This is a genomic window from Variovorax sp. TBS-050B, assembly GCF_029893635.1.
Taxonomy (GTDB): Bacteria; Pseudomonadota; Gammaproteobacteria; order Burkholderiales; family Burkholderiaceae_C; genus Variovorax.
Genome location: NZ_JARXYR010000002.1, coordinates 4,225,449 through 4,250,279 on the forward strand (window position 1 = coordinate 4,225,449; position 24,831 = coordinate 4,250,279).

At 70.4% G+C, this 24,831-nt stretch carries 23 protein-coding genes; 9 read left to right on the forward strand and 14 right to left on the reverse strand.

What is annotated here, in order from left to right:
* Positions 1-13: 13 nt before the first annotated feature.
* Together ispF and ispD are read right to left on the reverse strand one after the other, a co-directional pair.
* Complete coding sequence (gene ispF / locus M2165_RS22595) at positions 14-502, reverse strand: 2-C-methyl-D-erythritol 2,4-cyclodiphosphate synthase (protein WP_280816812.1); 489 nt, start codon at positions 500-502, stop codon at positions 14-16.
* On the reverse strand, positions 499-1,212 hold the full coding sequence (ispD, locus tag M2165_RS22600) for a 2-C-methyl-D-erythritol 4-phosphate cytidylyltransferase (RefSeq protein WP_280816813.1): 714 nt from the start codon (positions 1,210-1,212) through the stop codon (positions 499-501). The genes ispF and ispD overlap by 4 nt, the downstream gene beginning before the upstream one ends.
* A 102-nt stretch (positions 1,213-1,314) precedes the next feature.
* On the opposite strand from ispD, the gene mfd reads away from it, so the two are divergent.
* The 5 genes from mfd to M2165_RS22625 are packed head-to-tail and all read left to right on the forward strand — an operon-like array spanning position 1,315 to position 7,304.
* Positions 1,315-4,803 (forward strand): transcription-repair coupling factor, encoded by a 3,489-nt coding sequence (gene mfd / locus M2165_RS22605; protein ID WP_280816814.1) that lies wholly within the window; start codon positions 1,315-1,317, stop codon positions 4,801-4,803.
* Between the two features lie 49 nt (positions 4,804-4,852).
* Positions 4,853-5,101 carry a hypothetical protein gene (locus M2165_RS22610; RefSeq protein ID WP_280816815.1) on the forward strand — a complete coding sequence of 83 codons (249 nt, stop codon included), beginning with the start codon at positions 4,853-4,855 and terminating at the stop codon, positions 5,099-5,101.
* Positions 5,098-5,496, forward strand: coding sequence for a type II toxin-antitoxin system VapC family toxin (locus M2165_RS22615; RefSeq protein WP_280816816.1), 399 nt, complete (start codon positions 5,098-5,100; stop codon positions 5,494-5,496). Before M2165_RS22610 ends, M2165_RS22615 begins: the two co-directional genes overlap by 4 nt.
* The gene (gene serB, locus M2165_RS22620) at positions 5,497-6,231 is read left to right on the forward strand and encodes a phosphoserine phosphatase SerB (protein WP_280816817.1); all 735 of its coding nucleotides are present in this window, start codon (positions 5,497-5,499) and stop codon (positions 6,229-6,231) included.
* Positions 6,228-7,304, forward strand: a complete 1,077-nt coding sequence (locus M2165_RS22625) for an Ldh family oxidoreductase (protein ID WP_280816818.1) — start codon at positions 6,228-6,230, stop codon at positions 7,302-7,304. Before serB ends, M2165_RS22625 begins: the two co-directional genes overlap by 4 nt.
* A 294-nt stretch (positions 7,305-7,598) precedes the next feature.
* Here the strand turns inward: M2165_RS22625 and M2165_RS22630 are convergent, their stop codons facing one another.
* Positions 7,599-7,922 carry a DUF6172 family protein gene (locus tag M2165_RS22630; RefSeq protein WP_280816819.1) on the reverse strand — a complete coding sequence of 108 codons (324 nt, stop codon included), beginning with the start codon at positions 7,920-7,922 and terminating at the stop codon, positions 7,599-7,601.
* 59 nt (positions 7,923-7,981) lie between these two features.
* On the opposite strand from M2165_RS22630, the gene M2165_RS22635 reads away from it, so the two are divergent.
* Complete coding sequence (locus M2165_RS22635) at positions 7,982-8,209, forward strand: hypothetical protein (protein WP_280816820.1); 228 nt, start codon at positions 7,982-7,984, stop codon at positions 8,207-8,209.
* A 7-nt stretch (positions 8,210-8,216) separates the two neighbouring features.
* On the opposite strand, the gene M2165_RS22640 is transcribed toward M2165_RS22635, so the two are convergent.
* Positions 8,217-9,404, reverse strand: coding sequence for a PLP-dependent aminotransferase family protein (locus tag M2165_RS22640; protein WP_280816821.1), 1,188 nt, complete (start codon positions 9,402-9,404; stop codon positions 8,217-8,219).
* Positions 9,405-9,534: 130 nt separating this feature from the next.
* On the opposite strand from M2165_RS22640, the gene M2165_RS22645 reads away from it, so the two are divergent.
* The 3 genes from M2165_RS22645 to nth are packed head-to-tail and all read left to right on the forward strand — an operon-like array spanning position 9,535 to position 11,770.
* Positions 9,535-9,798 (forward strand): helix-turn-helix domain-containing protein, encoded by a 264-nt coding sequence (locus M2165_RS22645; RefSeq protein ID WP_280816822.1) that lies wholly within the window; start codon positions 9,535-9,537, stop codon positions 9,796-9,798.
* Complete coding sequence (locus tag M2165_RS22650; RefSeq protein ID WP_280816823.1) at positions 9,792-11,126, forward strand: type II toxin-antitoxin system HipA family toxin; 1,335 nt, start codon at positions 9,792-9,794, stop codon at positions 11,124-11,126. Before M2165_RS22645 ends, M2165_RS22650 begins: the two co-directional genes overlap by 7 nt.
* A complete protein-coding gene (gene nth, locus M2165_RS22655) occupies positions 11,123-11,770 on the forward strand; it encodes an endonuclease III (RefSeq protein WP_280816824.1) in 648 nt (215 codons plus the stop codon). The genes M2165_RS22650 and nth overlap by 4 nt, the downstream gene beginning before the upstream one ends.
* 7 nt (positions 11,771-11,777) lie before the next feature.
* Here nth and M2165_RS22660 read toward each other — a convergent pair whose 3' ends face one another.
* From M2165_RS22660 to M2165_RS22705, 10 genes are all read right to left on the reverse strand, one after another.
* A complete protein-coding gene (locus M2165_RS22660; protein WP_280816825.1) occupies positions 11,778-12,680 on the reverse strand; it encodes an SDR family NAD(P)-dependent oxidoreductase in 903 nt (300 codons plus the stop codon).
* Positions 12,681-12,726: 46 nt separating this feature from the next.
* Positions 12,727-13,614, reverse strand: a complete 888-nt coding sequence (locus M2165_RS22665; protein WP_280816826.1) for a helix-turn-helix domain-containing protein — start codon at positions 13,612-13,614, stop codon at positions 12,727-12,729.
* Between the two features lie 33 nt (positions 13,615-13,647).
* The gene (locus M2165_RS22670; RefSeq protein WP_280816827.1) at positions 13,648-14,226 is read right to left on the reverse strand and encodes a histidine phosphatase family protein; all 579 of its coding nucleotides are present in this window, start codon (positions 14,224-14,226) and stop codon (positions 13,648-13,650) included.
* Entirely contained in the window at positions 14,223-15,008 is a 786-nt protein-coding gene (gene cobS / locus M2165_RS22675) for an adenosylcobinamide-GDP ribazoletransferase (protein ID WP_280816828.1), read from the reverse strand. The genes M2165_RS22670 and cobS overlap by 4 nt, the downstream gene beginning before the upstream one ends.
* Positions 15,005-16,045, reverse strand: a complete 1,041-nt coding sequence (gene cobT / locus M2165_RS22680) for a nicotinate-nucleotide--dimethylbenzimidazole phosphoribosyltransferase (RefSeq protein ID WP_280816829.1) — start codon at positions 16,043-16,045, stop codon at positions 15,005-15,007. Before cobT ends, cobS begins: the two co-directional genes overlap by 4 nt.
* A complete protein-coding gene (locus M2165_RS22685) occupies positions 16,042-17,487 on the reverse strand; it encodes a cobyric acid synthase (protein WP_280816830.1) in 1,446 nt (481 codons plus the stop codon). The genes cobT and M2165_RS22685 overlap by 4 nt, the downstream gene beginning before the upstream one ends.
* Positions 17,488-17,585: 98 nt before the next feature.
* Positions 17,586-19,073, reverse strand: a complete 1,488-nt coding sequence (locus M2165_RS22690) for an efflux transporter outer membrane subunit (RefSeq protein ID WP_280816831.1) — start codon at positions 19,071-19,073, stop codon at positions 17,586-17,588.
* 43 nt (positions 19,074-19,116) lie between these two features.
* Positions 19,117-22,395 (reverse strand): efflux RND transporter permease subunit, encoded by a 3,279-nt coding sequence (locus M2165_RS22695; RefSeq protein ID WP_280816832.1) that lies wholly within the window; start codon positions 22,393-22,395, stop codon positions 19,117-19,119.
* Positions 22,396-22,435: 40 nt separating this feature from the next.
* Entirely contained in the window at positions 22,436-23,686 is a 1,251-nt protein-coding gene (locus M2165_RS22700) for an efflux RND transporter periplasmic adaptor subunit (protein WP_280816833.1), read from the reverse strand.
* A 136-nt stretch (positions 23,687-23,822) separates the two neighbouring features.
* Positions 23,823-24,704 (reverse strand): alpha/beta hydrolase, encoded by an 882-nt coding sequence (locus M2165_RS22705; protein WP_280816834.1) that lies wholly within the window; start codon positions 24,702-24,704, stop codon positions 23,823-23,825.
* Between the last annotated feature and the right edge of the window lie 127 nt (positions 24,705-24,831).

The following is a 24,831-nucleotide window of genomic DNA, read 5'->3' on the forward strand; positions in this document are numbered from 1 at the left end:
CGGCCGGTGCGCGTCAGCGGTGCAGCAGCACCACCGCGCGCGCTTCCATCGCCCGGCCCTCGCCCACCGGCCCGAGCTTCTCGGCGGTCTTGGCCTTCACGTTGACCTGTTCCGGCGCGAGCGCGAGCGTTTCCGCGATGCGCCGGCACATGGCCGGGATGTGCGGCGCGAGCTTGGGCGCCTGCGCGATCACGGTGCTGTCGACGTTGCCGATCGCCCATCCGGCCGCGCGCACCCGGCGCGCCGCCTCCGCCAGCAGCACCGCCGAATCGGCGCCGCGGAACTGCGCGTCGGTGTCCGGGAAGTGCCGGCCGATGTCGCCCAGCCCCGCCGCACCGAGCAGCGCGTCGGTGATCGCGTGCAGCAGCACGTCGGCGTCCGAATGGCCGAGCAGGCCGGTGGTGTGCGGCACCTCGACGCCGCCCAGGATCAGCTTGCGCCCGGCCACGAGCTGGTGCACGTCCCAGCCCTCGCCCACGCGGATGTCGAACGGGGCGCTCATGCGATGCCTTTCTTGCGGCCCAGCAGCAGTGCCTCGGCGAGCGCGAAGTCCTCGGGAAAAGTGACCTTGAAGTTCTGCGCGCTGCCGGGCACCAGCAGCGGCGCGAGCCCGAGCGCCTCGATCGCGCTGGCTTCGTCGGTCACCGCATCGCCGGCGCGCTCGAGCGCATCGAGCAGCATGCCGATGCGGAACATCTGCGGCGTTTGCGCGAGCCACTTGTCGGCCCGCGGCAGCGTCTGCGCGACCCGGCTGTCGGTGGACGAGACCTTCAGCGTGTCGGCCAGCCGCTGCGCCAGCAGGCCGCCCACGGCATCGTGCTCGCAGGCCGCGATCAGCGCCTCGATCTGGCTCGACGTCACCAGGCAGCGCGCCGCGTCGTGCACCAGCACCCAGTCGTGCGCGCCCGCGCCTTTCTGCCGCAGCGCCGCGAGGCCGTTGCGCACCGTGGCCGCGCGCGTGACGCCGCCCACCTGCAGCAGGTATTCGCCTTCGGCGGGAAAGCGCGGCAGCGCCGCCTGCAGCTCGCGGTCGTCGGGCGAGACCACCACCGCCAGCCCCGCGAAGCGGCCCGCCAGCGCGCGGAACGCCTGCACCGTGTGCGCCACCATCGACGCCCCCGCGATGCGCTGGTATTGCTTGGGCAGCGTACCGCCCGCGCGGTGGCCGTGGCCGGCGCAGGGAATCAGCACGAAGAGTCGGGAAGCGGACATGGGCGACGGCAAGCGGACAAAGGGCCGCCATTCTAGAATCGACCGCTTCGCACACCCCTCGCCAGCCGGCGCGGGGTGTCGTGCATTTCCAGCCAACGCTCCATGGACCTCCCCCACCTCACGGCGGGCAAGCGATTCACGCTGCCGCGTCCCCCGTTGTCGGCCGATGCCCTGCTGCTCGCGCAGCTCGGCCTGCGCGAGAAGGCCGCCGGCCGCGCCACCGCGATGTTCACGGCCGACGCCAACGACGCGCAGCGGCTGATCGACGAGATCGCCTTCTTCGCGCCCGACCTGCGCTGCGCCCTCTTCCCCGACTGGGAGACGCTGCCCTACGACAGCTTCTCGCCGCACCAGGACCTGATCAGCGAGCGCCTCGCCACGCTCTGGCGCATCAGCCAGAAGGAGGCCGACGTGGTGCTGGTGCCCGCCACCACCGCGCTCTATCGGCTGGCGCCGCCCGCCTTCCTGGCGGGCTACACCTTCCACTTCAAGGCCCGCCAGAAGCTCGAGGAATCGAAGCTCAAGGCCCAGCTCACGCTGGCCGGCTACAGCCATGTGACGCAGGTGGTGAGCCCGGGCGAGTACGCGGTGCGCGGCGGCCTGATCGACCTCTTTCCCATGGGCTCGCCGGTGCCCTTCCGCGTCGACCTGTTCGACGACGAGATCGACTCGATCCGCACCTTCGACCCCGACACCCAGCGCAGCCTCTACCCCGTGCCCGAGGTGCGCCTGCTGCCGGGCCGCGAGTTCCCGATGGACGACGACGCCCGCGCGCGCTTTCGCAGCCGCTGGCGCGAACTGCTCGAGGGCGACCCGACCAAGAGCCGCATCTACAAGGACATGGGCAACGGCGTCGCCACCGCCGGCATCGAGTACTACCTGCCGCTGTTCTTCGACGAGACCGCGACGGTGTTCGACTACCTCGGCGCCGACGCCACCGTGGTGCTGCACGGCGACCTCGAACCCGCGTTCCAGCACTTCTGGCAGGACACGGGCGAGCGCTACCGGCTCGTGCGCGGCGATCCCGAGCGGCCCGCGCTGCCGCCCGAAGCGCTGTTCCTGAGCGCCGAGCAGTTCTACCAGCGCGCCAAGCCGCATGCGCAGCTCGCCATCCGGGGCGACGTCGCCACCGAGGCGCCCTATGCCGAATTCGACCGCCTGCCGCCCTTCGCGGTGGTGCGCGGCGCCGAAGACCCGCTGGTCGGCCTCAAGGAACACGTCCGCAGCACGCCGCACCGGGTGCTGGTCATCGCCGAGAGCGAGGGCCGGCGCGAGAGCCTGCTCGATTTCCTGCGCGCGAGCGGCGTGAGCCCGCCGGCCTTCGACTCGCTGGCCGAGTTCGAAGCCTCCGCCGACGAGAAGATCGGCATCGCGACCGCCGCGCTGGCCTCGGGCTTCGCCTGGCGCGAACAGGGCATCGACTTCGTCACCGAGACCGAGCTCTTCGCCACCGCCCCCACCACGCGCCGGCGCAACAAGAAGCAGGAGCAGGTCAGCGACGTCGAGGCGCTGATCAAGGACCTGTCGGAACTCAACGTGGGCGACCCGGTGGTCCATTCGGCGCACGGCATCGGCCGCTACCGCGGGCTGATCCACATGGACCTGGGCCAGGGCAACGGTCCCGACGGCAAGCCGCTGCTGCAGGAGATGCTGCACCTCGAGTACGCAGACAAGGCCACGCTCTACGTGCCCGTCTCGCAGCTGCACCTGGTGAGCCGCTACACCGGCGTGAGCGCCGACGAGGCGCCGCTGCACAAGCTCGGATCGGGCCAGTGGGACAAGGCGAAGCGCAAGGCCGCCGAGCAGGTGCGCGATTCGGCCGCCGAGCTGCTCAACATCTACGCCCGCCGCGCCGCGCGCGAGGGTCATGCCTTCCGCTATTCGCCGGCCGACTACGAAGTGTTCGCGAACGATTTCGGCTTCCAGGAGACCGCCGACCAGAAGGCCGCGATCCACGCCGTGGTGCAGGACATGATCTCGCCCCAGCCGATGGACCGCCTGGTCTGCGGCGACGTCGGCTTCGGCAAGACCGAGGTCGCGCTGCGCGCGGCCTTCATCGCGGTCACCGGCGGCAAGCAGGTGGCCTTTCTCGCGCCCACCACGCTGCTGGCCGAGCAGCACTACCAGACCCTGGTCGACCGCTTCGCGAAGTGGCCGGTCAAGGTGGCCGAAATGAGCCGCTTCCGCTCGGCCAAGGAAGTGACGGCCGCCGCCAAGGGCCTGGCCGAGGGCACGGTCGACATCGTCGTCGGCACGCACAAGCTGCTGTCGCAGTCGGTCAAGTTCAAGAACCTCGGCCTGCTCATCATCGACGAGGAGCACCGCTTCGGCGTGCGCCACAAGGAGGCGATGAAGGCGATGCGCGCCGAGGTCGACGTGCTCACGCTCACCGCCACGCCGATCCCGCGCACGCTGGGCATGGCGCTCGAGGGCCTGCGCGACCTCAGCGTGATCGCCACCGCGCCGCAGCGCCGGCTCGCGATCAAGACCTTCGTGCGCAACGAGGGCACGGGCGTGATCCGCGAGGCCGTGCTGCGCGAGCTCAAGCGCGGCGGCCAGGTCTACTTCCTGCACAACGAGGTCGAGACCATCGAGAACCGGCGCCAGAAGCTGGAAGAGATACTTCCCGAGGCGCGCATCGCCGTCGCCCACGGCCAGATGCCGGAGCGCGAGCTCGAGCGCGTGATGCGCGACTTCGTGGCGCAGCGCTACAACCTGCTGCTGTGCTCGACCATCATCGAGACCGGCATCGACGTGCCCACGGCCAACACCATCGTCATCAGCCGCGCGGACAAGTTCGGCCTCGCGCAGCTGCACCAGCTGCGCGGCCGCGTCGGACGCTCGCACCACCAGGCCTATGCCTACCTCATGGTGCCCGACACCGAGGGCCTGACCAAGCAGGCGGCGCAGCGGCTCGACGCGATCCAGCAGATGGAGGAGCTCGGCTCGGGCTTCTACCTCGCGATGCACGACCTGGAGATCCGCGGCACCGGCGAGGTGCTCGGCGAGAACCAGAGCGGCAACATGATGGAGATCGGCTTCCAGCTCTACAACGAGATGCTCGGCGAGGCCGTGCGCTCGCTCAAGGCCGGCCAGGAGCCCGACCTGCTCGCGCCGCTGTCGGTCACGACCGAGATCAACCTGCACGCCCCCGCCCTGCTGCCCGACGACTATTGCGGCGACGTGCACCTGCGCCTGTCGTTCTACAAGAAGCTCGCCACCGCCAAGACGCCGGACCAGATCGACACGCTGCTCGAGGAGATCGTCGACCGCTTCGGCAAGCTGCCGCCGCAGGCGCAGACCCTCATCGACACCCACCGGCTGCGCGTGCTCGCGCGCCCCTACGGCGTGGTCAAGGTCGATGCGGCGCCGGGCATCATCAACATCAGCTTCAAGAAGGACCCGCCGGTCGATCCGATGGCGATCATCCAGCTGATCCAGAAGAACCGGCACATCAAGCTCGCCGGCAACGAGAAACTGCGCATCGAGCGCGAACTCAAGGAGCCGAAGGAGCGCGCGCAGATGGTGCGCGACGTGCTGCGCAGTCTGGGGCAGCCCACCACCCGGGAAAGCCCCGTCGCTGCCGTATAAGTGGGTCGCACTTATATAATTTCCGATGTAATTTTCTTGGAGATTCGCCGTGTCGCAAGTCACCATCTACCTCGATGACGAGTCCGAGAAAGCAGCGCGCGCGGCGGCAGCCGCCGCCAACCTCTCCTTGAGCCGCTGGTTTGCCCAGTTCGCGGAACGTGAACGGCAGCGTCAGAAAGCCGACTGGCAGAGCGTGTTCGCAGCAGCCGACGAGCAAAAGGCCGCCTGGGACGTATTTCCGCTGACCGAGGAGATGCACAAGGACCTGCCACCCGACACGCCGCGGGAATCCTTGTGAAGTTCCTGCTGGACACCAACACCCTGATCTACGCGTTTCGCGGCGCAGGCGGCGTGCGCGCGCGCATGGCGGCGACGCCCGACGCGGACATGAGCCTGTGCGCCATCAACGTCTTCGAGCTCGAGTTCGGTCTTGCGAAGTCCGGCAACCCCGGCCCCCAGCGCGCGCTCTTCGACGAAATGCGCGAGCGGCTGCGCGTGCTGCCGCTCGACGACGCCGGCGCAGCGGCTGCGGGACGCATCAAGGCCCATCTGCAACAGGCAGGCACGCCCATCGGCCCCTATGACCTGCTCATCGCAGGCATCGCGATCGCACACAACCTGATCGTCGTCAGCCGCAACGTCCGCGAGTTCGCGCGCGTGCCGGGCCTGCGCGTCGAAAACTGGCATGACTGAATGAACACCCTCCCCCCGCGCGCAGATGCGCATTCCGAACCCGGTTCCGGCCTCGTCCTCCAGCGCTTCACCCCGCCGCTCGCGCTCGCCGACTTCAAGCTGATCGCCTTCGACATGGACTCGACGCTGATCAACATCGAGTGCATCGACGAGATCGCCGATGCCGTCGGCAAGAAGGCCGAGGTGGCGGCCATCACCGAAGCCACGATGCGCGGCGAGATCAAGGACTTCAAGGAAAGCCTGCGCCGCCGCGTGGCGCTGCTCCAGGGCGTGCCGGTCGCGGCGCTGCAGCAGGTCTACGACGAGCGTCTCCAGCTCAACCCCGGCGCCGCCGAACTGGTGGCCGCGTGCAAGGCCGCGGGGCTCAAGGTGCTGCTGGTCTCGGGCGGCTTCACCTTCTTTGCCAATCGCGTGAAGGAGCGCCTGGGCATCGACTTCGCTCGCTCGAACCTGCTCGACGAGGCCGACGGGCATCTCACGGGTCAGGTGGTGCAGCAGAGCTGGGGCGACATCTGCGACGGCGCCGAGAAGCGCCGCACGCTGCTCGAAGCGGCCTCGCTGCTCGGCATCTCGCCGCAGGAGACGATCGCGGTCGGCGACGGTGCGAACGACCTGCCGATGATGGGCGAAGCGGGCCTCTCGGTCGCTTACCACGCCAAGCCGAAGGTGCGCGAACAGGCCATGGTGGCCATCAACGAAGGCGGGCTCGACCGCCTGCTGGAGATCTTCCGATGACTGACACCGCGGCATCCTCCGCCCCGCTCTACCGCGCCGATGCGCTCCGGGACTACGCCAGCGCGATGCTGCAGAAGGCCGGACTGGCGCCGTCGATGGCCGACAGCGTCGGCCGCACGCTCGTCGAAGGCGATCTGCTGGGTCACGACACGCACGGCCTCGCGCTGCTGGCCGGCTACGTGAAGGAGCTCGAATCGGGCGGCATGACGCGCGACGGCGCGCCGGACGTGCTGTCGGACCGCCCCGCCGCCGTGCTCTGGGACGGCAGGCGCCTGCCCGGTCCGTGGCTCATGGACCAGGGCATGGACCTGCTGGTGCCACGTGCGCGCGAACTCGGCACCGCCTCGCTCGTGATCCGCCGCAGCCACCACATCGCCTGCCTGGCGGTCTACATGCTGCGCGCGCTCCAGGAAGACATGCTGATGCTGCTCGCCTGTTCCGACCCCAACACCGCGAGCGTCGCGCCTTTCGGCGGCACGCAGGCGGTGTTCACGCCCAATCCGCTGGCGATGGGCTTTCCGCTCTCCCAGGGCGGCGTGATGGTCGACATCTCGGCCTCGATCACCACCAATGGCATGAGCAACCGCAAGCGCGCGGCCGGCGAGACCTTCGCGGAAGACTGGCTGATCGATGCCGCGGGCCGGCCGACCAACGACCCGCAGGTGCTGTTCGACCAGCCGCCCGGCACGCTGCTGCCGGTGGGCGGCCTGAGCCACGGCCACAAGGGCTACGGCATGGCGCTGCTGGTCGAGACGCTGACCGCCGGCCTCGCGGGCCACGGCCGCGCCGATCCACCCGAAGGCTGGGGCGCGACGGTGCACATCACGCTGCACGACCTGCGTGCCTTCGGCGGCAAGGACGCGTTCCTGCGCCAGATGGACCACGTGGCGGCGCAATGCCGCGGCAATGCGCCGATCGACCCGGCCAGGCCCGTGCGGCTGCCGGGCGAAGGCGGTTTGAAGCGGCGCGAGGCGCAGTCGAAGGACGGGGTGCGGCTGCATCCGTCGATTGCGCGGTCGCTGCAGGATGCGGAGCAGCGGCACGGGCTGCGGCTGGCGCAGGCGCTGCTCTGAGTTCGGCGGTTCTGCTTTTTGGCGCGGCTGTTCAGGGCTGCGATCCCGCCGACGGGTACCTTGCTCCGCGAATGTCCCCCGGCCTTCGGCCTCCTCCTTTATTTCGCTGCGCAAGGCACCCCATCGGCGGGAGCGCAAACAGGGCGGGGGTTGATCGGCTGATCGCTAGGAGCGTGCCCCGGTGCACAGGCCACCGGGTACTCCCCGCAGCGAAATAAAGGAGGAGCCGAAGGCGGGGGACATTCGCGGAGGGGAGTACCCGGTGGCCTGGGCACGCGCCCCCGCCCTCCCGCGTCAGTCTTCTTCGTCGGAAGCAGCGGCAGCCTCCCCTTCCGCCCGCGGCCTGCGCTTGCCCGGCTTGGCCAGGATCTCGACGTAGAACTGCTTGCCTCCTTCCTTCACGACGCCGTCGATGAGCCCCGTGATGGCGGAAAGATGGATGGTCTCGGCGTTCTCCGAAGCACCGCCGAAGCGGCAGTCGAAGTCCCAGAAGTCCGCGCCCTCGGGCAGTTCGCGCCGGCGCTCGCGCTTGATGTACTTGCGGATCTCGTGCTTGATGGCTTCGACGAGGCGGTCGGGGTGCTTGCCCTCGACCTGGAGCTGAAAGGTTTTTCTCATGGTGGATCGTACCCCGCTGTGTACAGTCGGCGGTTCAATGGAAAGCAGGTGAAGAAGGCATGGCACGCGCGAACGACTGGGCAAGCAAGGTGATGGCACTGATCAACCGCGGCAATCCCTCCGCGGCCATCGCGCAGATCAACGTCGCGCCCTCGGTCAAGGACCTGAAGGCGCTGCAGACGATCATGACGCTCTCCAAAATGAAAGGCCGCTATCCGAACGTGGATGCGGCCATCGCGGACAACCTCGCGCTGCTGGCGGCACCCCGCCTGCACCGCTCGCCCTGAGCGGAAGCTAGAGCGCCTGCCCTAGGCGCTTCACGCCTTCCTCGATCTTCGCCACGTCGGCGGTCGCGAAGCTCAGGCGCAGCGTCGCGACGTCGGGGTTCTCGGCATAGAACGGTGCGCCCGGCACGAAGGCCACGAGCTTCTCGATCGCGCGCTTGGCGAGTTCGTTCGCATCGGCCAGCCTGCCGTTGGCGCCCGTGAGGCGGGCCCAGAAGAACAGGCCGCCGTTCGGCTGCGTGAAGCTCACCGCATCGCCGAGCTCGCGCGTGAGCGCCTCGCCCATCGCCTTCGCACGCTGGCCGTAGACCTCGCGCACGTGCGCGAGCGTGGCGGGCATCCGGCCGCTCTTCAGGTACTGCGCGGCCGTCGCCTGTGCGAAGGTGCTGGTGTGCGCATCGCTGAACTGCTTGCACATCGTCGCCTTCGCGAGCAGTTCCGCCGGCGCGATCATCCAGCCGATGCGCAGGCCCGGGCTCAGCACCTTGCTGAGGCTGCCGCAGTGCGCGATCAACTCGCGGCTGCCCGGCACCTCCTGGCTCAGCGCCATGATCGAAGGCGGCGGCGCTTCGCCGAAGTAGAGATCGCCGTAGGGATCGTCCTCCACCACCAGCGTCTGGTACTTGACCGCGAGTTCGAGCACCTTCTTGCGACGCTCCAGGCTCAGCATCGCGCCGCTCGGGTTGCCGAAGGTCGGGATCAGGTAGACGAACTTTGGCTTGTGCTCGGCGATGAGCTTCTCGAGCTCGTCAGTCTTCACGCCGTTGGCGTCGACCGGTGCGCTCACCAGCTGCGCGCCGTAAAGGCGGAAGCACTGGATGGTGGCGAGGAAGGTCGGCCCCTCGACGATCACCTTGTCGCCGGGCGAGATCATGGTCTTGCCGAGCAGGTCGAGCGCCTGCTGGCTGCCGGTGGTGACGATCAGGCCGCTCGGGTCGACCGCCACGCCCTTGGTCTTCATGAAGGCCGAGAGCTGCGTGCGCAGCGGCTCGTAGCCTTCGGTCGCGCCGTACTGCAGCGCCCCGCCGGGCTCTTCCGCCAGCGCCTTCTGGCTCGCTTCGCGCAAGCCCTCGACGTCGAACATGGCACTGTCGGGAAAGCCGCCCGCGAAGCTGATGATGCCGGGCTTGCCGAGCAGCTTGAAGAGTTCGCGGATGGCGGAGGTTTCGACGTTGTCGAGGCGGGAAGCGAATTGCATGGGAGGTCTCACTTTCTGGGCGCTATTGTCGGTTGTGACCGAGGCGCGGGTACTTTACTGCCCTGAAGCGGTTTTTCGGATTTACCACCTTTATGTAGTATTCTGAGATTACTCCTTGAAAGTAGTAACCATGGCCACCTTCCCGATCGAGACGCCGCAGCAGATGCGCACCCTGCTCAAGGCCATGCGACAGGCGAACCAACTGACGCAGACCGAACTCGGCACGCGCCTCGGCGTGAGCCAGAAGCGGATCGCCCGCATCGAGGCCGAGCCCGGCGTCACCAGCTTCGACCAATTGGCACGGCTGGTCGCCGCCATGGGCTACCGTTTCGTCCTCGAGGAATTGCCGTCGTCGCCATCGGTCGGGCCCGCAACCGGAGATGCCTCGTGGTAGCCCCACAGCGCCTGGCCGTCTGGATCAATGGCCAGAAGGTGGGCGACTGGGAAGTGCGCGACGGCGAGCATCGATTCCAGTACGTCGAGTCGTGGGTCGTGTCGCCTGCGGCGCGCCGGATTTCGCTCTCGCTGCCCTTCATGCCCGGGAATGCGCCGCATCGCGGCGAGGTGGTGCGCAACTACTTCGACAACCTGCTTCCCGACAGCGACCCGATTCGCCAGCGACTGCAGGCGAAGTTCGCCACGCGCAGCACCGGCGCCTTCGATCTGCTGGGCGCGATCGGCCGGGATTGCGTGGGCGCCGTGCAATTGCTGCAGCCCGAGCAGTCGCCCATCGGTTTCGATCGCGTGGAGGCCGAACCGCTGGACCTCGCCGGCGTCGAACGGGCGATCGACGTATCGCTGTCCGCGGGCCGCGCGCTGGGTCAGCGCGAAGAAGACGATTTCCGCATTTCCATTGCCGGCGCACAGGAAAAAACCGCGCTCCTGCGGCGCGACGGCCAGTGGTACCGCCCCCTGGGTACGACGCCGACGACCCACATCCTGAAGCTTCCGCTGGGATTGGTCGGCAACATGGGCGTCGACATGCACGCCTCGGTCGAGAACGAATGGCTCTGCTCGCGCATCGTGGAAGCCTTCGGCCTGCCGGTGGCGCATTGCGAGATCGCGGTGTTCGGCGCCCGCAAGGTGCTGGTCGTGCGGCGGTTCGACCGTGCCCTGCAGCGCGCCGGCACACCGCAAGAATGGATCGCCCGGCTGCCGCAGGAAGACTTCTGCCAGGCGCTCGGCGCCCCGGGCGCGCGCAAGTACGAAGCCGACGGCGGCCCCGGCATGCGAGACATCCTGCGCGTGCTCGACGGCAGCACGCAGACCGCGGCCGACAAACGCAACTTCGTGAAGGCGCAGATGCTGTTCTGGCTGCTGGCTGCCACCGACGGCCATGCGAAGAACTTCTCGATCTTTCTGGAGCGCGGCGGCGGTTATCGTCTCGCACCGCTGTACGACGTGCTTTCCGCCTGGCCCGTCATCGGCACAGGGCCGAACCACATCAGCTGGCACAAGGCCCGGCTCGCCATGGCGATTCGCAGCCGCAACGCGCATTGGAAGCTGGCCGAAATCCTGCCGCGCCACTGGGACGTGGTCGCGAAGCTCGCCGGCCTCGCCAACGCGCAGGCCTTGCGCGCCGAAATCATCGAGACGCTGCCGGACGTGATCGACCGCGTCCGGACGCAGATGCCCACCCATTTTCCCGAGCAGGTCGCAAGTGCCATCTTCGAAGGCATGAAGTCCAATGCCAAGCGGCTCGCCGCCTCCGACGCCCCATGAAAAAAGACAACATCGCCCCCTTCTTCGCCACGCTGCAGGCGGCCAACCCCACGCCCGAGACCGAACTCGAATACGCCACCCCCTTCGAGCTGCTGGCCGCCGTGCTGCTCTCGGCGCAGGCGACCGACGTGGGCGTGAACAAGGCCACGCGCAAGCTCTTCCCGGTCGCCAACACGCCGCAGGCGATGCTGCGCCTGGGCGTCGAAGGCCTGGAGGAATACATCAAGACCATCGGTCTCTACCGCAGCAAGGCCAAGCACCTGATCGAGACCTGCCGCATCCTCGTCGAGCAGCACGGCGGCGAAGTGCCGCGCACGCGCGCCGAACTCGAGGCGCTGCCGGGCGTGGGCCGCAAGACCGCGAACGTGGTGCTCAACGTGGCCTTCGGCGAGGCGACGATCGCGGTCGACACGCACATCTTCCGCGTCAGCAACCGCACCGGGCTCGCCCCGGGCAAGACGCCGCTCGAGGTCGAGCTCAAGCTCGAGAAGCGCGTGCCCTTCGAGTTCCGGCTGCATGCGCACCACTGGCTGATCCTGCACGGGCGCTACATCTGCGTGGCGCGCAAGCCGCGCTGCTGGGAATGCGCGGTGCGCGAGTACTGCGACTACAAGCCGAAGACGCCGGCGCCGCATTCGGCCTGAACCAGGGCTACAGCACGAAGGCCTCGACCTGCCGGCCGTCGATGTCGGTGAAGCCGTACTCGCGCGCCAGGTCGGCCACGCGGTGCACGCCGCCCGACTTGCCGAGCACCTCGGGATCGGCCGCCAGCGCCGCCACCGCACGCCCGAGGTAGCGCGGCGATTCGGTGCGCGCGAGCGCCGGGCGCTCCTGCCAATGCGCCTCGTCGGTCTGGTGGCCCGCGAGCACGAACTCGGTGCGCATCCAGCCCGGCGACAAGGCGAGCGAGGCCACGCCGTGCGGGCGCAGTTCCTCGGCCATGCCGAAGGCGAGCCGGTTCATCGCCGATTTCGCGAGGTCGTAGAACAGGTTGCCGCGCATGTACTTGCCCTGGTCCCAGAAGCTCGTGGTCACGATCAGCCCGCGCCCCTGCGCCACCATGACGGGTGCCGCGAAGCGGCTCGCGAGCAGATGGTTGCGCACGCCGCGGTCGAACATCGCGTCCCAGTGGGACAGCGGATGCGCCCAGAACGGCGCATCGAACACGCCGTCGAAACTCTCGTGGCCGCCCCAGGCGTTGTTCACGAGCAGGTCGAGCCGGCCCTGTTCGCTCTGCACCTGCGCGAAGAGCGCCGCCACCTCGTCTTCGCGCGTGTGGTCGCAGCGCACCGCGATGCCCTGCCCGCCCAGGCGCGTGACCTCGTCGGCGGTGTCGTCGATGCTGCCGGGCAGCGCGTCGAGCGCCGACAGCGCGAGGATGCGGCCGTAGCCCTGCGCCGGCTGCGCGCGCGTGCTGCGCCCGGTCACGTACACGGTCGCGCCCGCGGCGCCGAGTTCCACGGCCACGCCGCGCCCCGCGCCGCGGCTCGCGCCGGTGACCACGGCCACATGGCCCTTCAGCGGCTTGTCGTTCCCGCTCCTGTCGTTCTGCATCGCTTCTCTCCTTTCGCTGCGTCGAGCCTCGAAGGTAGCGCGGGGCTCAGGCCGCGGTCTTGGAAGAATGCGAAATCGCCGTGCGACCGACAAACTCGGTCGGCGTGAGCCCGCAGAGCGCCCTGAACTCGTTCGCGAGATGCGCCTGGTCGTAGAAGCCGCCGTCGAGCGCGAGTTCGGCCCAGCCCGCGGCAGCAGGCCGGCGCAGCGCGCGCAGGCAGGCATGCAGCCGCGCGAGGCGGCTCCAGGCGCGCGGCGACAGCCCCACCTGCTGCTGGAACAGCTGCTGCAGCCGGCGCTCGCCGACGCCCACCCCCGCCGCCACCTCCCGCAGCGAAAGCCGGCCGCCCGATGCCGCGATCAGTTGCGCGGCGCGCACCGCCGCCGGGTGCGCGGCGAAATCGCTCGCGCCGAGCCGCTGCCGCAATGCGGTGTCGAGCAGCGCCACGCGCGCTGCGTCGTCGGGCGCTTCGGCCATGCGTTCGCGCAGCATGGCGCCCTCGCCGCGCCAGAGTTGGTCGAGGTGCACCGCGGTGCCCGCGATCTCGCCGGCCGGCATGCCGAGCAGGGCCGCGGCGGCGCCGGGCCGCAGCGTCACCGACAGCCCCTCCACGCGCCCGCGCAGCCGCACCAGCGCCGGCGCGGCCGAGGCGCCGATGGCCTCCACCGGCTGTCCTTCACCCGCGCCCGCCGAAGGCGCATCGCCGAGATTGAACACCAGCCGCACGGCACCGTCGGGCAGCACCCGTTCGAGCAGCTCGCGGCCCTCGGGCAGCGCCTCGCGGTAGCACAGGATGTGCGCGACATGCGCGCGCAGCGCCGCCGACACGGGAAAGGCCCGCAGCGCGCCCGCGGGCATGGCCGCCTCGGGCCCGTGCAGCGGGTCCTCGTCGAGGCGGACGTAGAGGCGTTCGTGGGTGGCGGGCGTGGACATGGATGGCGCGAACGGTGGCGGCGCGGCGGCCGCTCAGGGCGCGCCGTGGGTCGTCTGCTGCTGGCCGCATTCGATCAGTTCGCAGGCCCCGTAGTCAATCGGCGCCGCCGGCCACTGCGCCGCATGCGCGACGCGGCGCACGCCCTGGTGCAGCAGCCGCGCCGCACGCATCACGCCCGCGTGCGTGATCCACACCGCGTCCTGCCCCGACGCGCGCCATGCGTCGTAGGCCGCGCCGATGCGCTGCATGAAGGCGTCCGTGCTCTCGCCATGCCCGCCCGCGCGGGCGTCGGCGAAGCTGCCGGTCCAGGCGTCGAACTCGGCCCGTGCGATCGAGGACCAGGGCCGCCCTTCCCAGGCGCCGAAATCCATCTCGGCGATGCGCGGGTCCGCGCGCGGCGCCAGCCCGGGCCGGAGTTCCGCGATGGCATGCGCGAGCTCGGCGCAGCGCCGCAGCGGCGAATGCACCAGCGCCGCGGACTCGGGCAGGCGCGATGCCACGGCCCGCGCCACCGCGCGCGTCGCCTCGGCCGGTGCGCAGACGTCGGTGGCGCCGTAGCACAGCCCCGGCGCCGCGTCGGTGCGCGCGTGGCGCACCAGCCAGAGCTTCATGCCCGCCATGCGAGCGCGAGGTAGATCGCGATCTCGCACACCTGCTGCGTGGCGCCGAGGCCGTCGCCGGTGAAGCCCTGCAGCCGGCGCCGGAAGAGCCGCGCCATCGCCAGCGCCGCGAGCGCGCAGGCGAGCACCGCCGCCAGCGTGCGCGCAGGCCCCTGCGTCGCGAGCAGCAGGCCCGCGGCCGGCAGCGACCAGAGCACGCCCACGCCCAAGGCGCCGGCGCCGATCGCGTCGGCCAGCGGCTTCGCCTTGCTCGCGCCGGCATCGCCCACGTAGGGCAGCCAGCGGATCAGGAACAGCGGCGCGAGCCGCGACAGCACATGCGCGGCCACGACGGCCGCCGCCACCGCGGCCGGCGCGCCCTGCCCCGCCAGCGCCGCGAGCAGCGCCGCCTTGAGGCCGAGCACCAGCACGAGCGCGATGGCGCCGAAGGCACCGATGCGCGAGTCCTTCATGATCTCGAGCGCGCGGCCGCGGTCGGCCGAGCCGCCCAGCCCGTCGGCCACGTCGGCCAGGCCGTCTTCGTGGAAGGCGCCGGTGAGCAGCGCAGTCGCCGCCATGCTCAGCAGTGCCGCCACCAGCCCCGGCAGCCCTTGCAGCGCCAGCACGAAGACCGCCGCGCCCGCGCCGCCCACCAGCCAGCCCACGCCCGGAAAATGGGCCGCGCTCGCGCGCAGCATCTGCGGGCTGAAGCCGACCCATTCGGCGAGCCGTCCGGTCACCGGCACCCGCGTGAAGAACTGCAGGGCCAGCAGGTAGTGGCGCAGGCCGTTCATCCGCGCGACACGCCGGCCGACTCGAAGCTCGCCATCTCGCGCAGGATGCGGCAGGCCGATTCGAGCAGCGGCCACGCGAGCGCCGCGCCCGAGCCTTCGCCGAGGCGCAGGCCCAGGTCGAGCAGCGGCTCCAGGCCCAGGCAGCGCAGCAGCGCCGTGTGCCCGGGTTCGGCCGAGCAGTGCGCCGCCACGCAGCGCTGCGCCACGTGGGGCGCGAGCGCGTTCGCCACCAGCACCGCGGCGCTGGCGATGAAGCCGTCGACCACGATCACGCGCCGCTCGTGCGCGGCCTGCAGCACGGCACCGGCCAGCGTCGCGATCTCGAAGCCGCCGAAGGCCGCCAGCGCGTCCAGCGGCGCCACGGCCGTCGCATGCAGCGCGAGCACCTCGCGCAGCACCGTGCGCTTGCGCGCGAGCCCCGCGGCATCGAGGCCGGTGCCCGCGCCCGTGCAGGCGTCGATGTCCAAGCCACCCAGCCGCGCGAGCAGCAGCGCCGCGGCCGAGCTGTTGCCGATGCCCATCTCGCCGAGCAGCAGCGCATTGCCCGGCAAAGCCCGCACCACCTCGCGCCCGTTCTCGATCGCCTGCGCGCACTGCGCGGCGCTCATCGCCGGGCCGGTCGAGGCATCGGCCGTGCCGGCCGCGATGCGGCGCTGCACGAGGCCCGGGCGCGGCTGGAAGTCGCGCCGCACGCCGCAATCCACCACCGTCAGCGCCAGGCCGTGCTGGCGCGCCAGCACGCTCACGGCCGCGCCGCCCGAAAGAAAGTTCTCGACCATCTGCCAGGTCACTTCGCTCGGATAGGCCGAGACGCCGCGCGCCGCCAGCCCGTGGTCGGCCGCACACACCAGCATCTGCGGCGCCTCGAGCGCGGGCGCCTCGCTGCCGAGGATCAGGCCGAGCCGCAGCGCCAGCCCTTCGAGCCGGCCGAGCGCGCCGAGCGGCTTGGTCTTGTTGTCGAGCAGGCCCTGCAGGCGCGCCGCGAGTGCGTCGTCGTGGAGGTCGGGAATCGAAGGGATCATGTGGTCGTCGGTCATGCGATCAGGCCGTGCAGCACGCCGGCCTCGAAGTGGTTGTCGATGAAATCGGCCAGGCCGTCGAAGGTGGCGTCGAGCGTAGGCGCGGCGGCACCGAACAGCGCGTGGAGCGCGGCGGGGTCTTCGAACAGGCCGTGGAGGTAGAGGCCGAGCACGTTGCCGCGGGCGTTCTGCCAGGCCAGGCCCTCGGGCATCGCTTCGCGGCCGTCCTGCGCCATCTGGGGATGGAGCGCGGTGCGGCCATGATGGATCTCGTAGCCGCTCACGCCCACGTTCGAGAGCGCGGCCCACGGCCCGGCGAGCGCGCCGAACACCGCACTGCGGTGGCGCACCGTCTTGTCGCGCTCGAACACCGTCACCAGCGGCAGCAGGCCGAGGCCCGGCGCATTGCCGTCGATGCCGTGCGGATCGACCAGCGCCTCGCCGAGCATCTGCAGCCCGCCGCAGATGCCGAGCACCGCGCCGCCGGCCGCGGCATGCGCCGCGATCGCGCGGTCGAGGCCCTGGGCGCGCAGCCACGCGAGGTCGCCGCTGGTGTGCTTGGAGCCGGGCAGCACGATCCAGTCGGCACCCACCAGATCGGCGGGCGTGCGCGCCCAGCTCAGCCGGACGCCGGGCACGTTCTTGAGCGGCTGGAACTCGTCGAGGTTGCTGATGCGCGGACAGGCGACGACGGCGACGGCGATGGTGCGGGTGACGGTACCGGTCGAGCGGCTGTGCGCATCGAAGACGCCGTCTTCTTCCGGCAGGCCATGCTGCCACCACATCGGCAGCGTCGCCACCGTCGGAACGCCGGTCAGCGCCTGCAGCTGTTCGGGCGCGGGCGCGAGCAGCGCCGCGTCGCCGCGGAACTTGTTGAGCACGAAGCCGCGCAGCAGCGCGCGTTCGGCCTCGGGCAGCAGCGCCCAGGTGCCGTAGAGGTGCGCGAAGGCGCCGCCGCGGTCGATGTCGGTCACGAGCAGGCAGCGCGCATCGGCATGGCGCGCGACGCGCAGGTTGACGATGTCGCTGGCCATCAGGTTGATCTCGGCCGGCGAGCCGGCGCCCTCGATCACCACCACGTCGTTCTCGGCGCGCAGCGCGTCGAGCGCCTCGGCGATCTGCGGCCACACGCGCTCGCTGCGTCCGCGCCAGGGCAAGGCCGTGAGCTCCGCGCTCACCTGTCCCAGCAGCACCACCTGGCTGTGGGTGTCGCGCTCGGGCTTGAGCAGCAGCGGGTTCATGCGCACCTCGGGCAGCGCGCGCGCGGCCAGCGCCTGGAAGTACTGCGCGCTGCCGATCTCGCCGCCATCGACCACGCGTGCGTTGTTGCTCATGTTCTGCGCCTTGAACGGCGCCACCTTCAGGCCCTGGCGCGCATACCAGCGGCACAGCGCCGTGGCCAGCCAGCTCTTGCCGGCGCCGCTGGTGGTGCCGAGGACCATCACGCATCGAGATCTCATGCGGCTATTGTCCGTTGCCGCCGCGCGGCCCCGTTGCGGGCGCCAAAGAAAAAGGGGCCCGCGGCCCCTTCCTCTTTTTCTTGCTGCGTGGCGCGTGTTCAACGCGCCGCGGTCTGCACCGGCGCGGCGCTCGCGGTGGCGGGCGGTGCCTCCCAGCCGCCGCCGATGGCGCGGATCAGCCCCACGGCCGCCTGGTACTGCGCCGACTTCACCTGCAGCGCCTGGCGCCGGTTGCGCAGCTCGCTGCGGCGCGCGTCGAGCAGGTCGAGCTGGCTCACGTAGCCGTTGCGGTAGCGCGTGTCCGACAGGCTGGTCGCGCGCTGCGCCGAGGTCACGGCCTGCGCCTGCACCGCCGACTGCTCCTGCAGGATGCGGATCGCGGCGAGCTGGTCCTCGACCTCCTGGAAGGCCACGAGCACCTGGTTGCGGTAGTTCGCGAGCGCGCCATCGAGCTGCGCATTGGCGCCCTGCACGCCGGCCTCGCGGCGGCCGCCGTCGAAGATCGGCAGCGACAGCAGCGCGCCCACGCCCCACGACCGCGCCGACCACTTGAAGAGGTCGCCGATCTCGGGCGAGGCATAGCCGGCCGCGCCGGTCAGCGAGATGTCCGGGAACCAGGCCGCCTGCGCCACGCCCACGCGCGCCTGCGCCGCGAACACCGCGTTCTGCGCCGCCGAGACGTCGGGGCGCCGCGTCAGCACCGTGGCCGGCACGCCGGGCGGCACCGCGGGCAGCGCGGTGTTCCACTCGTCGGTGCGCAGGCCGAAGCTCGAGGCCGAATCGCCCACCAGCACCGCGAGCGCATGCTCGACCTGGGCGCGCTGGCGATCGAGCGCAAGCGCTTCCGATTCGGTCGACGAGACCTCGGTCTGCACCCGCGCCACGTCGAGCTCGGCGATGTCGCCGGCCTGCTGGCGCCGCTGCGACAGGCGCAGCGTGTCGCGGTAGGCCTCGACCTGCTCGCGCACCAGTGCGCGCTCGGCGTCGAGCGCGCGCAGCTGCAGGTAGGTCTGCGCCACTTCGGCCTGCACCGCGAGGCGGGTGCTTTGCAGCAGGGCCTCGCGGCCTGCCGCGTCGAGCCGTGCCGCATCGCTCGCGCCCGAGAGGCGGCCGAACAGGTCGAGCTCGTACGAGAAGGTCGCGCCGATGTTGGTCATGGTCGCCGGCCGCGTGCTGGCGGTGGCCTTGTCGAGGCCGGCACCGCGGTTGGCGCCCGCGCCCAGGCCGATCTGCGGCAGCCGGTCGGCGTTGGCGCTGCGCGCGAGCGCACGCGCTTCGGCGAGCCGCGCCGCGGCGGCCTGGATGTTGTTGTTCTGTACGTCGGCCTTTTCGATCAGCGCATTGAGCACCGGGTCGTTGAAGGCCAGCCACCAGGCGCCGCGCGCCTGCGCCTCGGAGGGCACGGCGCGGGTCCAGCCCGCGGGCGGGGTCGCGCCCTGCTCCTTGAACTGGGCCGTCGTCGGCACTTCCGGCAGGCCGCTCGGCACGCTGGCGCAGCCGGCCAGGGCCAGGGCCGCCGCCAGCGGCAGCAGCGCGTTGCGCAGCATGCGAGCGGGCCGGGCCCACGATTGATTTGCGGATTTCATGATGAAACTCTTCTTTCTTCTTGATCGTTCGTCGCCCGCGCGATCACTCGTGCGAAGGCCTGGGCGATGCCGGCACCGGGTGCAGCCCGCCGCCGCCCGAACCGCCGTGCGACGACGGTGCGGCCGGCGCGGCCGGATGGTCGGCCGAGACGAAGTCCTCGACGTGCGGCACCTCGCCATGCTGCTTGAGCTGGCGGTTGCCCGCGAGGCGGCGCATCAGCACGTAGAACACCGGCGTCAGGAACAGGCCGAAGGCCGTCACGCCGATCATCCCGGCGAACACCGCCACGCCCATGGCCTTGCGCATCTCCGAGCCCGCGCCGGTCGACAGCACCAGGGGCAGCACGCCCATCACGAAGGCCAGCGAGGTCATCAGGATCGGGCGCAGGCGCAGCCGGCTGGCCTCGATCGCGGCCTGGATCGGCGTGCGGCCGGCGAACTCGAGCTCGCGGGCGAACTCCACGATCAGGATCGCGTTCTTCGCACTCAGCCCCACCAGCACGATCAGCCCGATCTGCGTGAAGACGTTGTTGTCACCCCCCGAGATCCAGACCCCGGTCATCGCGGCGAGCAGGCCCATCGGCACGATCAGGATGATCGCGATCGGCAGCGTCAGGCTCTCGTACTGCGCCGCCAGCACCAGGAACACCAGCAGGATGGCGATCGGGAACACGATGATGGCCGAGTTGCCCGCGAGGATTTCCTGGTACGTCAGGTCGGTCCACTCGAAGTCGATGCCCTTGGGCAGCGTCTCCGCGGCGATGCGCTCGATCGCGTCCTGCGCCTGGCCCGACGAGAAGCCGGGTGCGGGCCCGCCGTTGATGTCGGCCGTGAGGTAGCCGTTGTAGCGCATCGCGCGTTCCGGGCCGAAGGTGGGGTTCACCTTCATCAGCGCCGACAGCGGGATCATCTCGCCCGAGGTGGAGCGCACCTTGAGCATGCCAATGTCCTCGGCGCGGGCGCGGTACGGCGCATCGGCCTGCACGCGCACGCTGTAGGTGCGGCCGAACTTGTTGAAGTCGTTCGCATACAGGCTGCCGAGGTAGATCTGCATCGTGTCGAAGATGTCCGTCACCGGCACGCCGAGCTGGCGCGCCTTGGTGCGGTCGATGTCGGCATAGAGCTGCGGCACGTTGACCTGCCAGCTCGAGAACATGCCGGTCAGCTCGGGCGCCTGCGAAGCCTTGGCCATGAAGGCCTTCACCGCCGCGTCCATCTGGTCGTAGCCGAGCGAAGCGCGGTCTTCCAGCTGCAGCTTGAAGCCGCCCGTGGTGCCCAGGCCCGCCACCGGGGGCGGCGGGAACATCACGATGAACGCGTCCTGGATGCCCGCGAACGCCTGGTTCAGCTGCCCCGCGACCGCGCCGCCGCTCTGGTCCTGGCGGGTGCGCTCCTCGAAGGGCTTGAGCATGGCGAACACGATGCCCGAGTTCGAGCTGTTGGTGAAGCCGTTGATCGACAGGCCGGGGAAGGCCAGCGTGCCCTCGACGTTCGGGTTCTTCTTCATGATCTCGCCCATGCGGCGGATCACGTCGTCGGTGCGGTCGAGCGTGGCGCCGTCGGGCAGCTGCGCGAAGCCGATCAGGTACTGCTTGTCCTGCGTCGGCACGAAGCCGCTGGGCACCGCCTTGAACAGCCCGAAGGTCACGGCCACGAGCGCGAGGTACATCGCGAGCATCAGCGTCTTGCGCGAGATCACGCCCTTCACGCCGCCGCTGTAGGCCTCGGAGCCGCGGTGGAAGAACTTGTTGAAGCCGCGGAACAGCCAGCCGAAGGCCCGGTCCATGCCGCGCGTCAGCGCGTCCTTGGGCTGGTCGTGGCCGCGCAGCAGCAGCGCCGCGAGCGCGGGCGACAGCGTGAGCGAGTTGATCGCCGAGATCACGGTCGAGATCGCGATGGTCACCGCGAACTGGCGGTAGAACTGCCCCGTCAGGCCGCTGATGAAGGCCAGCGGCACGAACACGGCCACCAGCACCAGCGCGATCGCGATGATCGGGCCCGACACCTCGCGCATCGCGCGGTAGGTGGCTTCACGCGGCGTGAGCCCGGCCTCGATGTTGCGCTCGACGTTCTCCACCACCACGATCGCGTCGTCCACCACGATGCCGATCGCCAGCACCAGCCCGAACAGGCTCAGCGCGTTGATCGAGAAGCCCAGCATGTGCAGCACCGCGAAGGTACCGATCACCGACACCGGCACCGCCAGCAGCGGAATGATCGAGGCGCGCCAGGTCTGCAGGAACAGGATCACCACCAGCACCACCAGCAGGATGGCTTCGAGCAGCGTGTGGATCACCGACTTGATCGAGGCCCGCACGAACTGCGTCGGGTCGTAGGCGATGCGGTACTCCAGGCCCTCGGGCATGTTCTTGTTGAGCTCGACCATGGTCTTGCGCACGTTGGCCGAGATGTCGAGCGCGTTGGAGCCCGGCGACTGGAACACGCCCACGCCCACGGCGGAGTCGTTGTCCAGCAGCGAGCGCAGCGAGTAGTCGGCGGCACCGAGCTCGATGCGCGAGATGTCGCGCAGGCGCGTCACCGCACCGCCGGCATCGGTCTTGACGATGATGTCGCCGAACTCTTCCTCGGTCGACAGCCGGCCCTGGGCGTTGACCGAGAGCTGCACGTCGATGCCCTGCAGGCCCGGCGAGGCGCCGATCACGCCGGCCGCGGCCTGCACGTTCTGGCCGCGGATCGCCGCCACCACGTCGCTGGCCGAGAGGCCGCGCTGCGCGACCTTCTGCGGGTCGAGCCAGATGCGCATGGCGTACTCGCCGCCGCCCCAGATCTGCACCTGGCCCACGCCCTCGATGCGCGCCAGGCGGTCCTTGACGTTGAGCACCGCGTAGTTGCGCAGGTAGTCGATGTCGTAGCGGCCGCTGGGCGACACGAGGTGCACCACCATCGTGATGTCCGGCGCGCTCTTGACGGTCGTGAGGCCGAGCCGGCGCACTTCCTCGGGCAGCCGGGGTTCGGCCTGCGCCACGCGGTTCTGCACCAGCTGCTGGGCCTTGTCGGGGTCGGTGCCGAGGCGGAAGGTCACCGTCAGCGTCATCACGCCGTCGGTGGTGGCCTGGCTGCCCATGTAGAGCATGCCCTCGACGCCGTTGATCTGCTCCTCGAGCGGCGTGGCCACCGTCTCGGCGATCACCTTGGGGTTGGCGCCCGGATACTGGGCGCGCACCACCACCTGCGGCGGCGCGACCTCGGGGTACTCCGAGATCGGCAGCCCGCGCAGTGCGATCAGGCCTGCGATCAGGATCAGCAGCGACAGCACGCCGGCAAAGATCGGCCGGTCGATGAAGAATTTGGAAAGATTCATGTTGGTTCTCCGGCGAGCGCGAAGGCGCTCCCCTCCGATGTCAGGACTTCGCGGCCTCGGCCACGCGCTCCGGTTGTTGTTGCTTCGTGTCGGCCTTCGCGTCCATGGTCACGTTCTGCGGCACCACCAGCGCGCCGGGGCGGATGTGCTGCAGGCCGTTCACCACCACGCGGTCGCCGGCCTTCAGGCCCTTGGTGACCACGCGCAGGCCGTTGATCGGCGCGCCGAGCGCGACCTCGCGGTACACGGCCTTGTTGTCGTCGCCCACGACCATCACGAACTTCTTGTTCTGGTCGGTGCCGATGGCGCGCTCGCTCACCAGCAGCGCGGTCTCGTTGCGGGCCTGGCCCATGCGGATGCGGGCGAACTGGCCCGGGATGAGCGCGCCGTCCTTGTTGTCGAACGAGGCGCGCACCCGCACCGTGCCGCTGCGGGCGTCGACCTGGTTGTCGATCAGCTGCAGCTTGCCGGCGAAGGGCGTGCCCTCCAGGCCGGCGGTGCCCATCTGCACGGGAATGCTCTCGATCTGGCCGCGTGCGCTCGAACCGCTGGGCAGGTCCTTCAGCGCGCGGGTGATCACCTGCTCGTCGACATCGAAGCTCGCATAGATCGGGCTCACCGAGACCAGCGTGGTCAGCACCGGTGCGCCGGGACCGGCGGCCACGAGGTTGCCGACGGTGATCTCGAGCTTGCCGATGCGGCCCGCCACCGGCGCCCGCACCTGGGTGTAGCCGAGGTTCAGGCGCGCCGACTGCAGCGAGGCCTGCGCGGCGCGCAGGTTGGCGTCGGCTTCGCGGCTGGCGTTCACGCGCTCGTCGTACTCGCGCTGGGCGATCGCCTGCTCGTCCCAGAGGCGCTTGGCGCGCTCCTGCTCGCTGCGGGCGAAAGCCTGGCGGGCCTGGGCCGACGCGACCTGCGCCTCGGCGCGCTCCACTTCGGCGGCATAGGGCGCGGGATCGATGGTGATCAGCAGGTCGCCCTGCTTGACCAGCGCGCCCTCGCGGAAGTGCACCGCCTGCACCGCGCCGGCCACGCGGGAGCGCACGTCCACGCGCTGCACCGCTTCGAGGCGGCCCGAGAACTCGTCCCAGGCGTTGACCTCGCTCGGCGCCACGGTGGCGACCGAGACCGGCGTGCCCTGCGGCGCGGCGGCCGGCGCGGTGGCCTCGGCCTTGAAGCTGTGCATGCCCAGCACCGCGGCGGCGACGGCGAGCACGGCGGTCAGCCCGGTGACTGCGGGCCACAGGCCCTTGCGGGCGGCGGAAGAAAGGTTCTGGTTCTTGTTCGACATGATGGTTCGTCCTTCTCGATGACATTTTTGGGATGCAACAGGCCATCCCGGCGCTTTCGGCGCCAGGAGACGGATTTCGGAAACGGAATGGCTGGGAAGTCGGCTTCGCGGCGTCAGCCCGGCCGCGATGCCCCGCCTAGCTGGGCTTGGGCGCGGCCGGCGGCGGCGTGGTCGCGCTGAAGAACTCGCGGAAGTGCTGCTGCACGCTCGCCTCGCAGGCCTTGCAGCCCGAGGGTTCGGGGTCGTACAGCGCCTTGGGCCAGTTGGCGGCCCCGGGCAGCACGCTGCTCGTCACGTCGATGCCCGCGGCGCGCAGCCGGCCGGCGAAGGTCAGTGCCTCGTCGCGCATCGCGTCGTCCTGGCCCACCAGCACCAGCGCGGGCGCCAGCGCCGAGAGGCGGATCGAGCCGCTCGGCACCGCATAGGGGTGCATCGCGTTCGACGGGCAGCTCAGGTACTTCTCCCAGCCCTTGGCCCAGCGGCATTCGGCCGCGTCGTTGGTGGCCTTGCGCAGCGAGGCGGTGCCGGCGCAGGGGTCGAGCATCGGCGACAACAGGATCTGGCCGGCGAGCGGCGGATGGGCCCGGTCGCGGGCGATCAGCGCCACCGCGGCCGCGAGGTTGCCGCCGGCTTCCTCGCCGGCGAGGTACACCTGCGCGCCCTTGCCGCCCAGCTTGGTGCGCTGCTTGTAGAGCCATTCGAGCGCGGCATAGCCGACTTCGATCGGCTCTGGGAACGGCGAGGCGGGCGCCAGCGGATAGGCCACGGAGACCACCACCGCACCGGCCCCGGCCAGCAGGCGCGCCACGTTGCGGCCGTTGTCGAGCGTGCCGCAGACGAAGGTGCCGCCATGGAAATGCAGCACCAGCGGCACGGTCTCGCCGCGCGGGCGCTGGCCGTACACCCGGGCGTCCACCGGGTCGCGGCCGGGCAGCTCGATCGAGAGATCGGCTTCCACGCCGTCGGCCGCGGCAAGCGCGGCGGCGTCGGCAGAGCGGGACGATGGACGGGGCGACATGGGCAACCTCAGGGGGATTGGCGATAGTCGAAATATAAGGCGGCCGGTGTGACGTTAAACAGGGAACGCGCCCCTACTCTGTTTCCAAACAGCGAACAATCCGCACCACACAGGGGATTTGCTTGCT

Bases quoted from the DNA above. Each gene is read 5' to 3' on its own strand.
- ispF (WP_280816812.1), bottom strand. From the start codon at position 502: ATGAGCGCCCCGTTCGACATCCGCGTGGGCGAGGGCTGGGACGTGCAC.
- ispD (WP_280816813.1), bottom strand. From the start codon at position 1,212: ATGTCCGCTTCCCGACTCTTCGTGCTGATTCCCTGCGCCGGCCACGGC.
- mfd (WP_280816814.1), top strand. From the start codon at position 1,315: ATGGACCTCCCCCACCTCACGGCGGGCAAGCGATTCACGCTGCCGCGT.
- serB (WP_280816817.1), top strand. From the start codon at position 5,497: ATGAACACCCTCCCCCCGCGCGCAGATGCGCATTCCGAACCCGGTTCC.
- M2165_RS22625 (WP_280816818.1), top strand. From the start codon at position 6,228: ATGACTGACACCGCGGCATCCTCCGCCCCGCTCTACCGCGCCGATGCG.
- M2165_RS22630 (WP_280816819.1), bottom strand. From the start codon at position 7,922: ATGAGAAAAACCTTTCAGCTCCAGGTCGAGGGCAAGCACCCCGACCGC.
- M2165_RS22635 (WP_280816820.1), top strand. From the start codon at position 7,982: ATGGCACGCGCGAACGACTGGGCAAGCAAGGTGATGGCACTGATCAAC.
- M2165_RS22640 (WP_280816821.1), bottom strand. From the start codon at position 9,404: ATGCAATTCGCTTCCCGCCTCGACAACGTCGAAACCTCCGCCATCCGC.
- M2165_RS22645 (WP_280816822.1), top strand. From the start codon at position 9,535: ATGGCCACCTTCCCGATCGAGACGCCGCAGCAGATGCGCACCCTGCTC.
- nth (WP_280816824.1), top strand. From the start codon at position 11,123: ATGAAAAAAGACAACATCGCCCCCTTCTTCGCCACGCTGCAGGCGGCC.
- M2165_RS22660 (WP_280816825.1), bottom strand. From the start codon at position 12,680: ATGCAGAACGACAGGAGCGGGAACGACAAGCCGCTGAAGGGCCATGTG.
- M2165_RS22665 (WP_280816826.1), bottom strand. From the start codon at position 13,614: ATGTCCACGCCCGCCACCCACGAACGCCTCTACGTCCGCCTCGACGAG.
- M2165_RS22670 (WP_280816827.1), bottom strand. From the start codon at position 14,226: ATGAAGCTCTGGCTGGTGCGCCACGCGCGCACCGACGCGGCGCCGGGG.
- cobS (WP_280816828.1), bottom strand. From the start codon at position 15,008: ATGAACGGCCTGCGCCACTACCTGCTGGCCCTGCAGTTCTTCACGCGG.
- cobT (WP_280816829.1), bottom strand. From the start codon at position 16,045: ATGACCGACGACCACATGATCCCTTCGATTCCCGACCTCCACGACGAC.
- M2165_RS22685 (WP_280816830.1), bottom strand. From the start codon at position 17,487: ATGAGATCTCGATGCGTGATGGTCCTCGGCACCACCAGCGGCGCCGGC.
- M2165_RS22690 (WP_280816831.1), bottom strand. From the start codon at position 19,073: ATGAAATCCGCAAATCAATCGTGGGCCCGGCCCGCTCGCATGCTGCGC.
- M2165_RS22695 (WP_280816832.1), bottom strand. From the start codon at position 22,395: ATGAATCTTTCCAAATTCTTCATCGACCGGCCGATCTTTGCCGGCGTG.
- M2165_RS22700 (WP_280816833.1), bottom strand. From the start codon at position 23,686: ATGTCGAACAAGAACCAGAACCTTTCTTCCGCCGCCCGCAAGGGCCTG.
- M2165_RS22705 (WP_280816834.1), bottom strand. From the start codon at position 24,704: ATGTCGCCCCGTCCATCGTCCCGCTCTGCCGACGCCGCCGCGCTTGCC.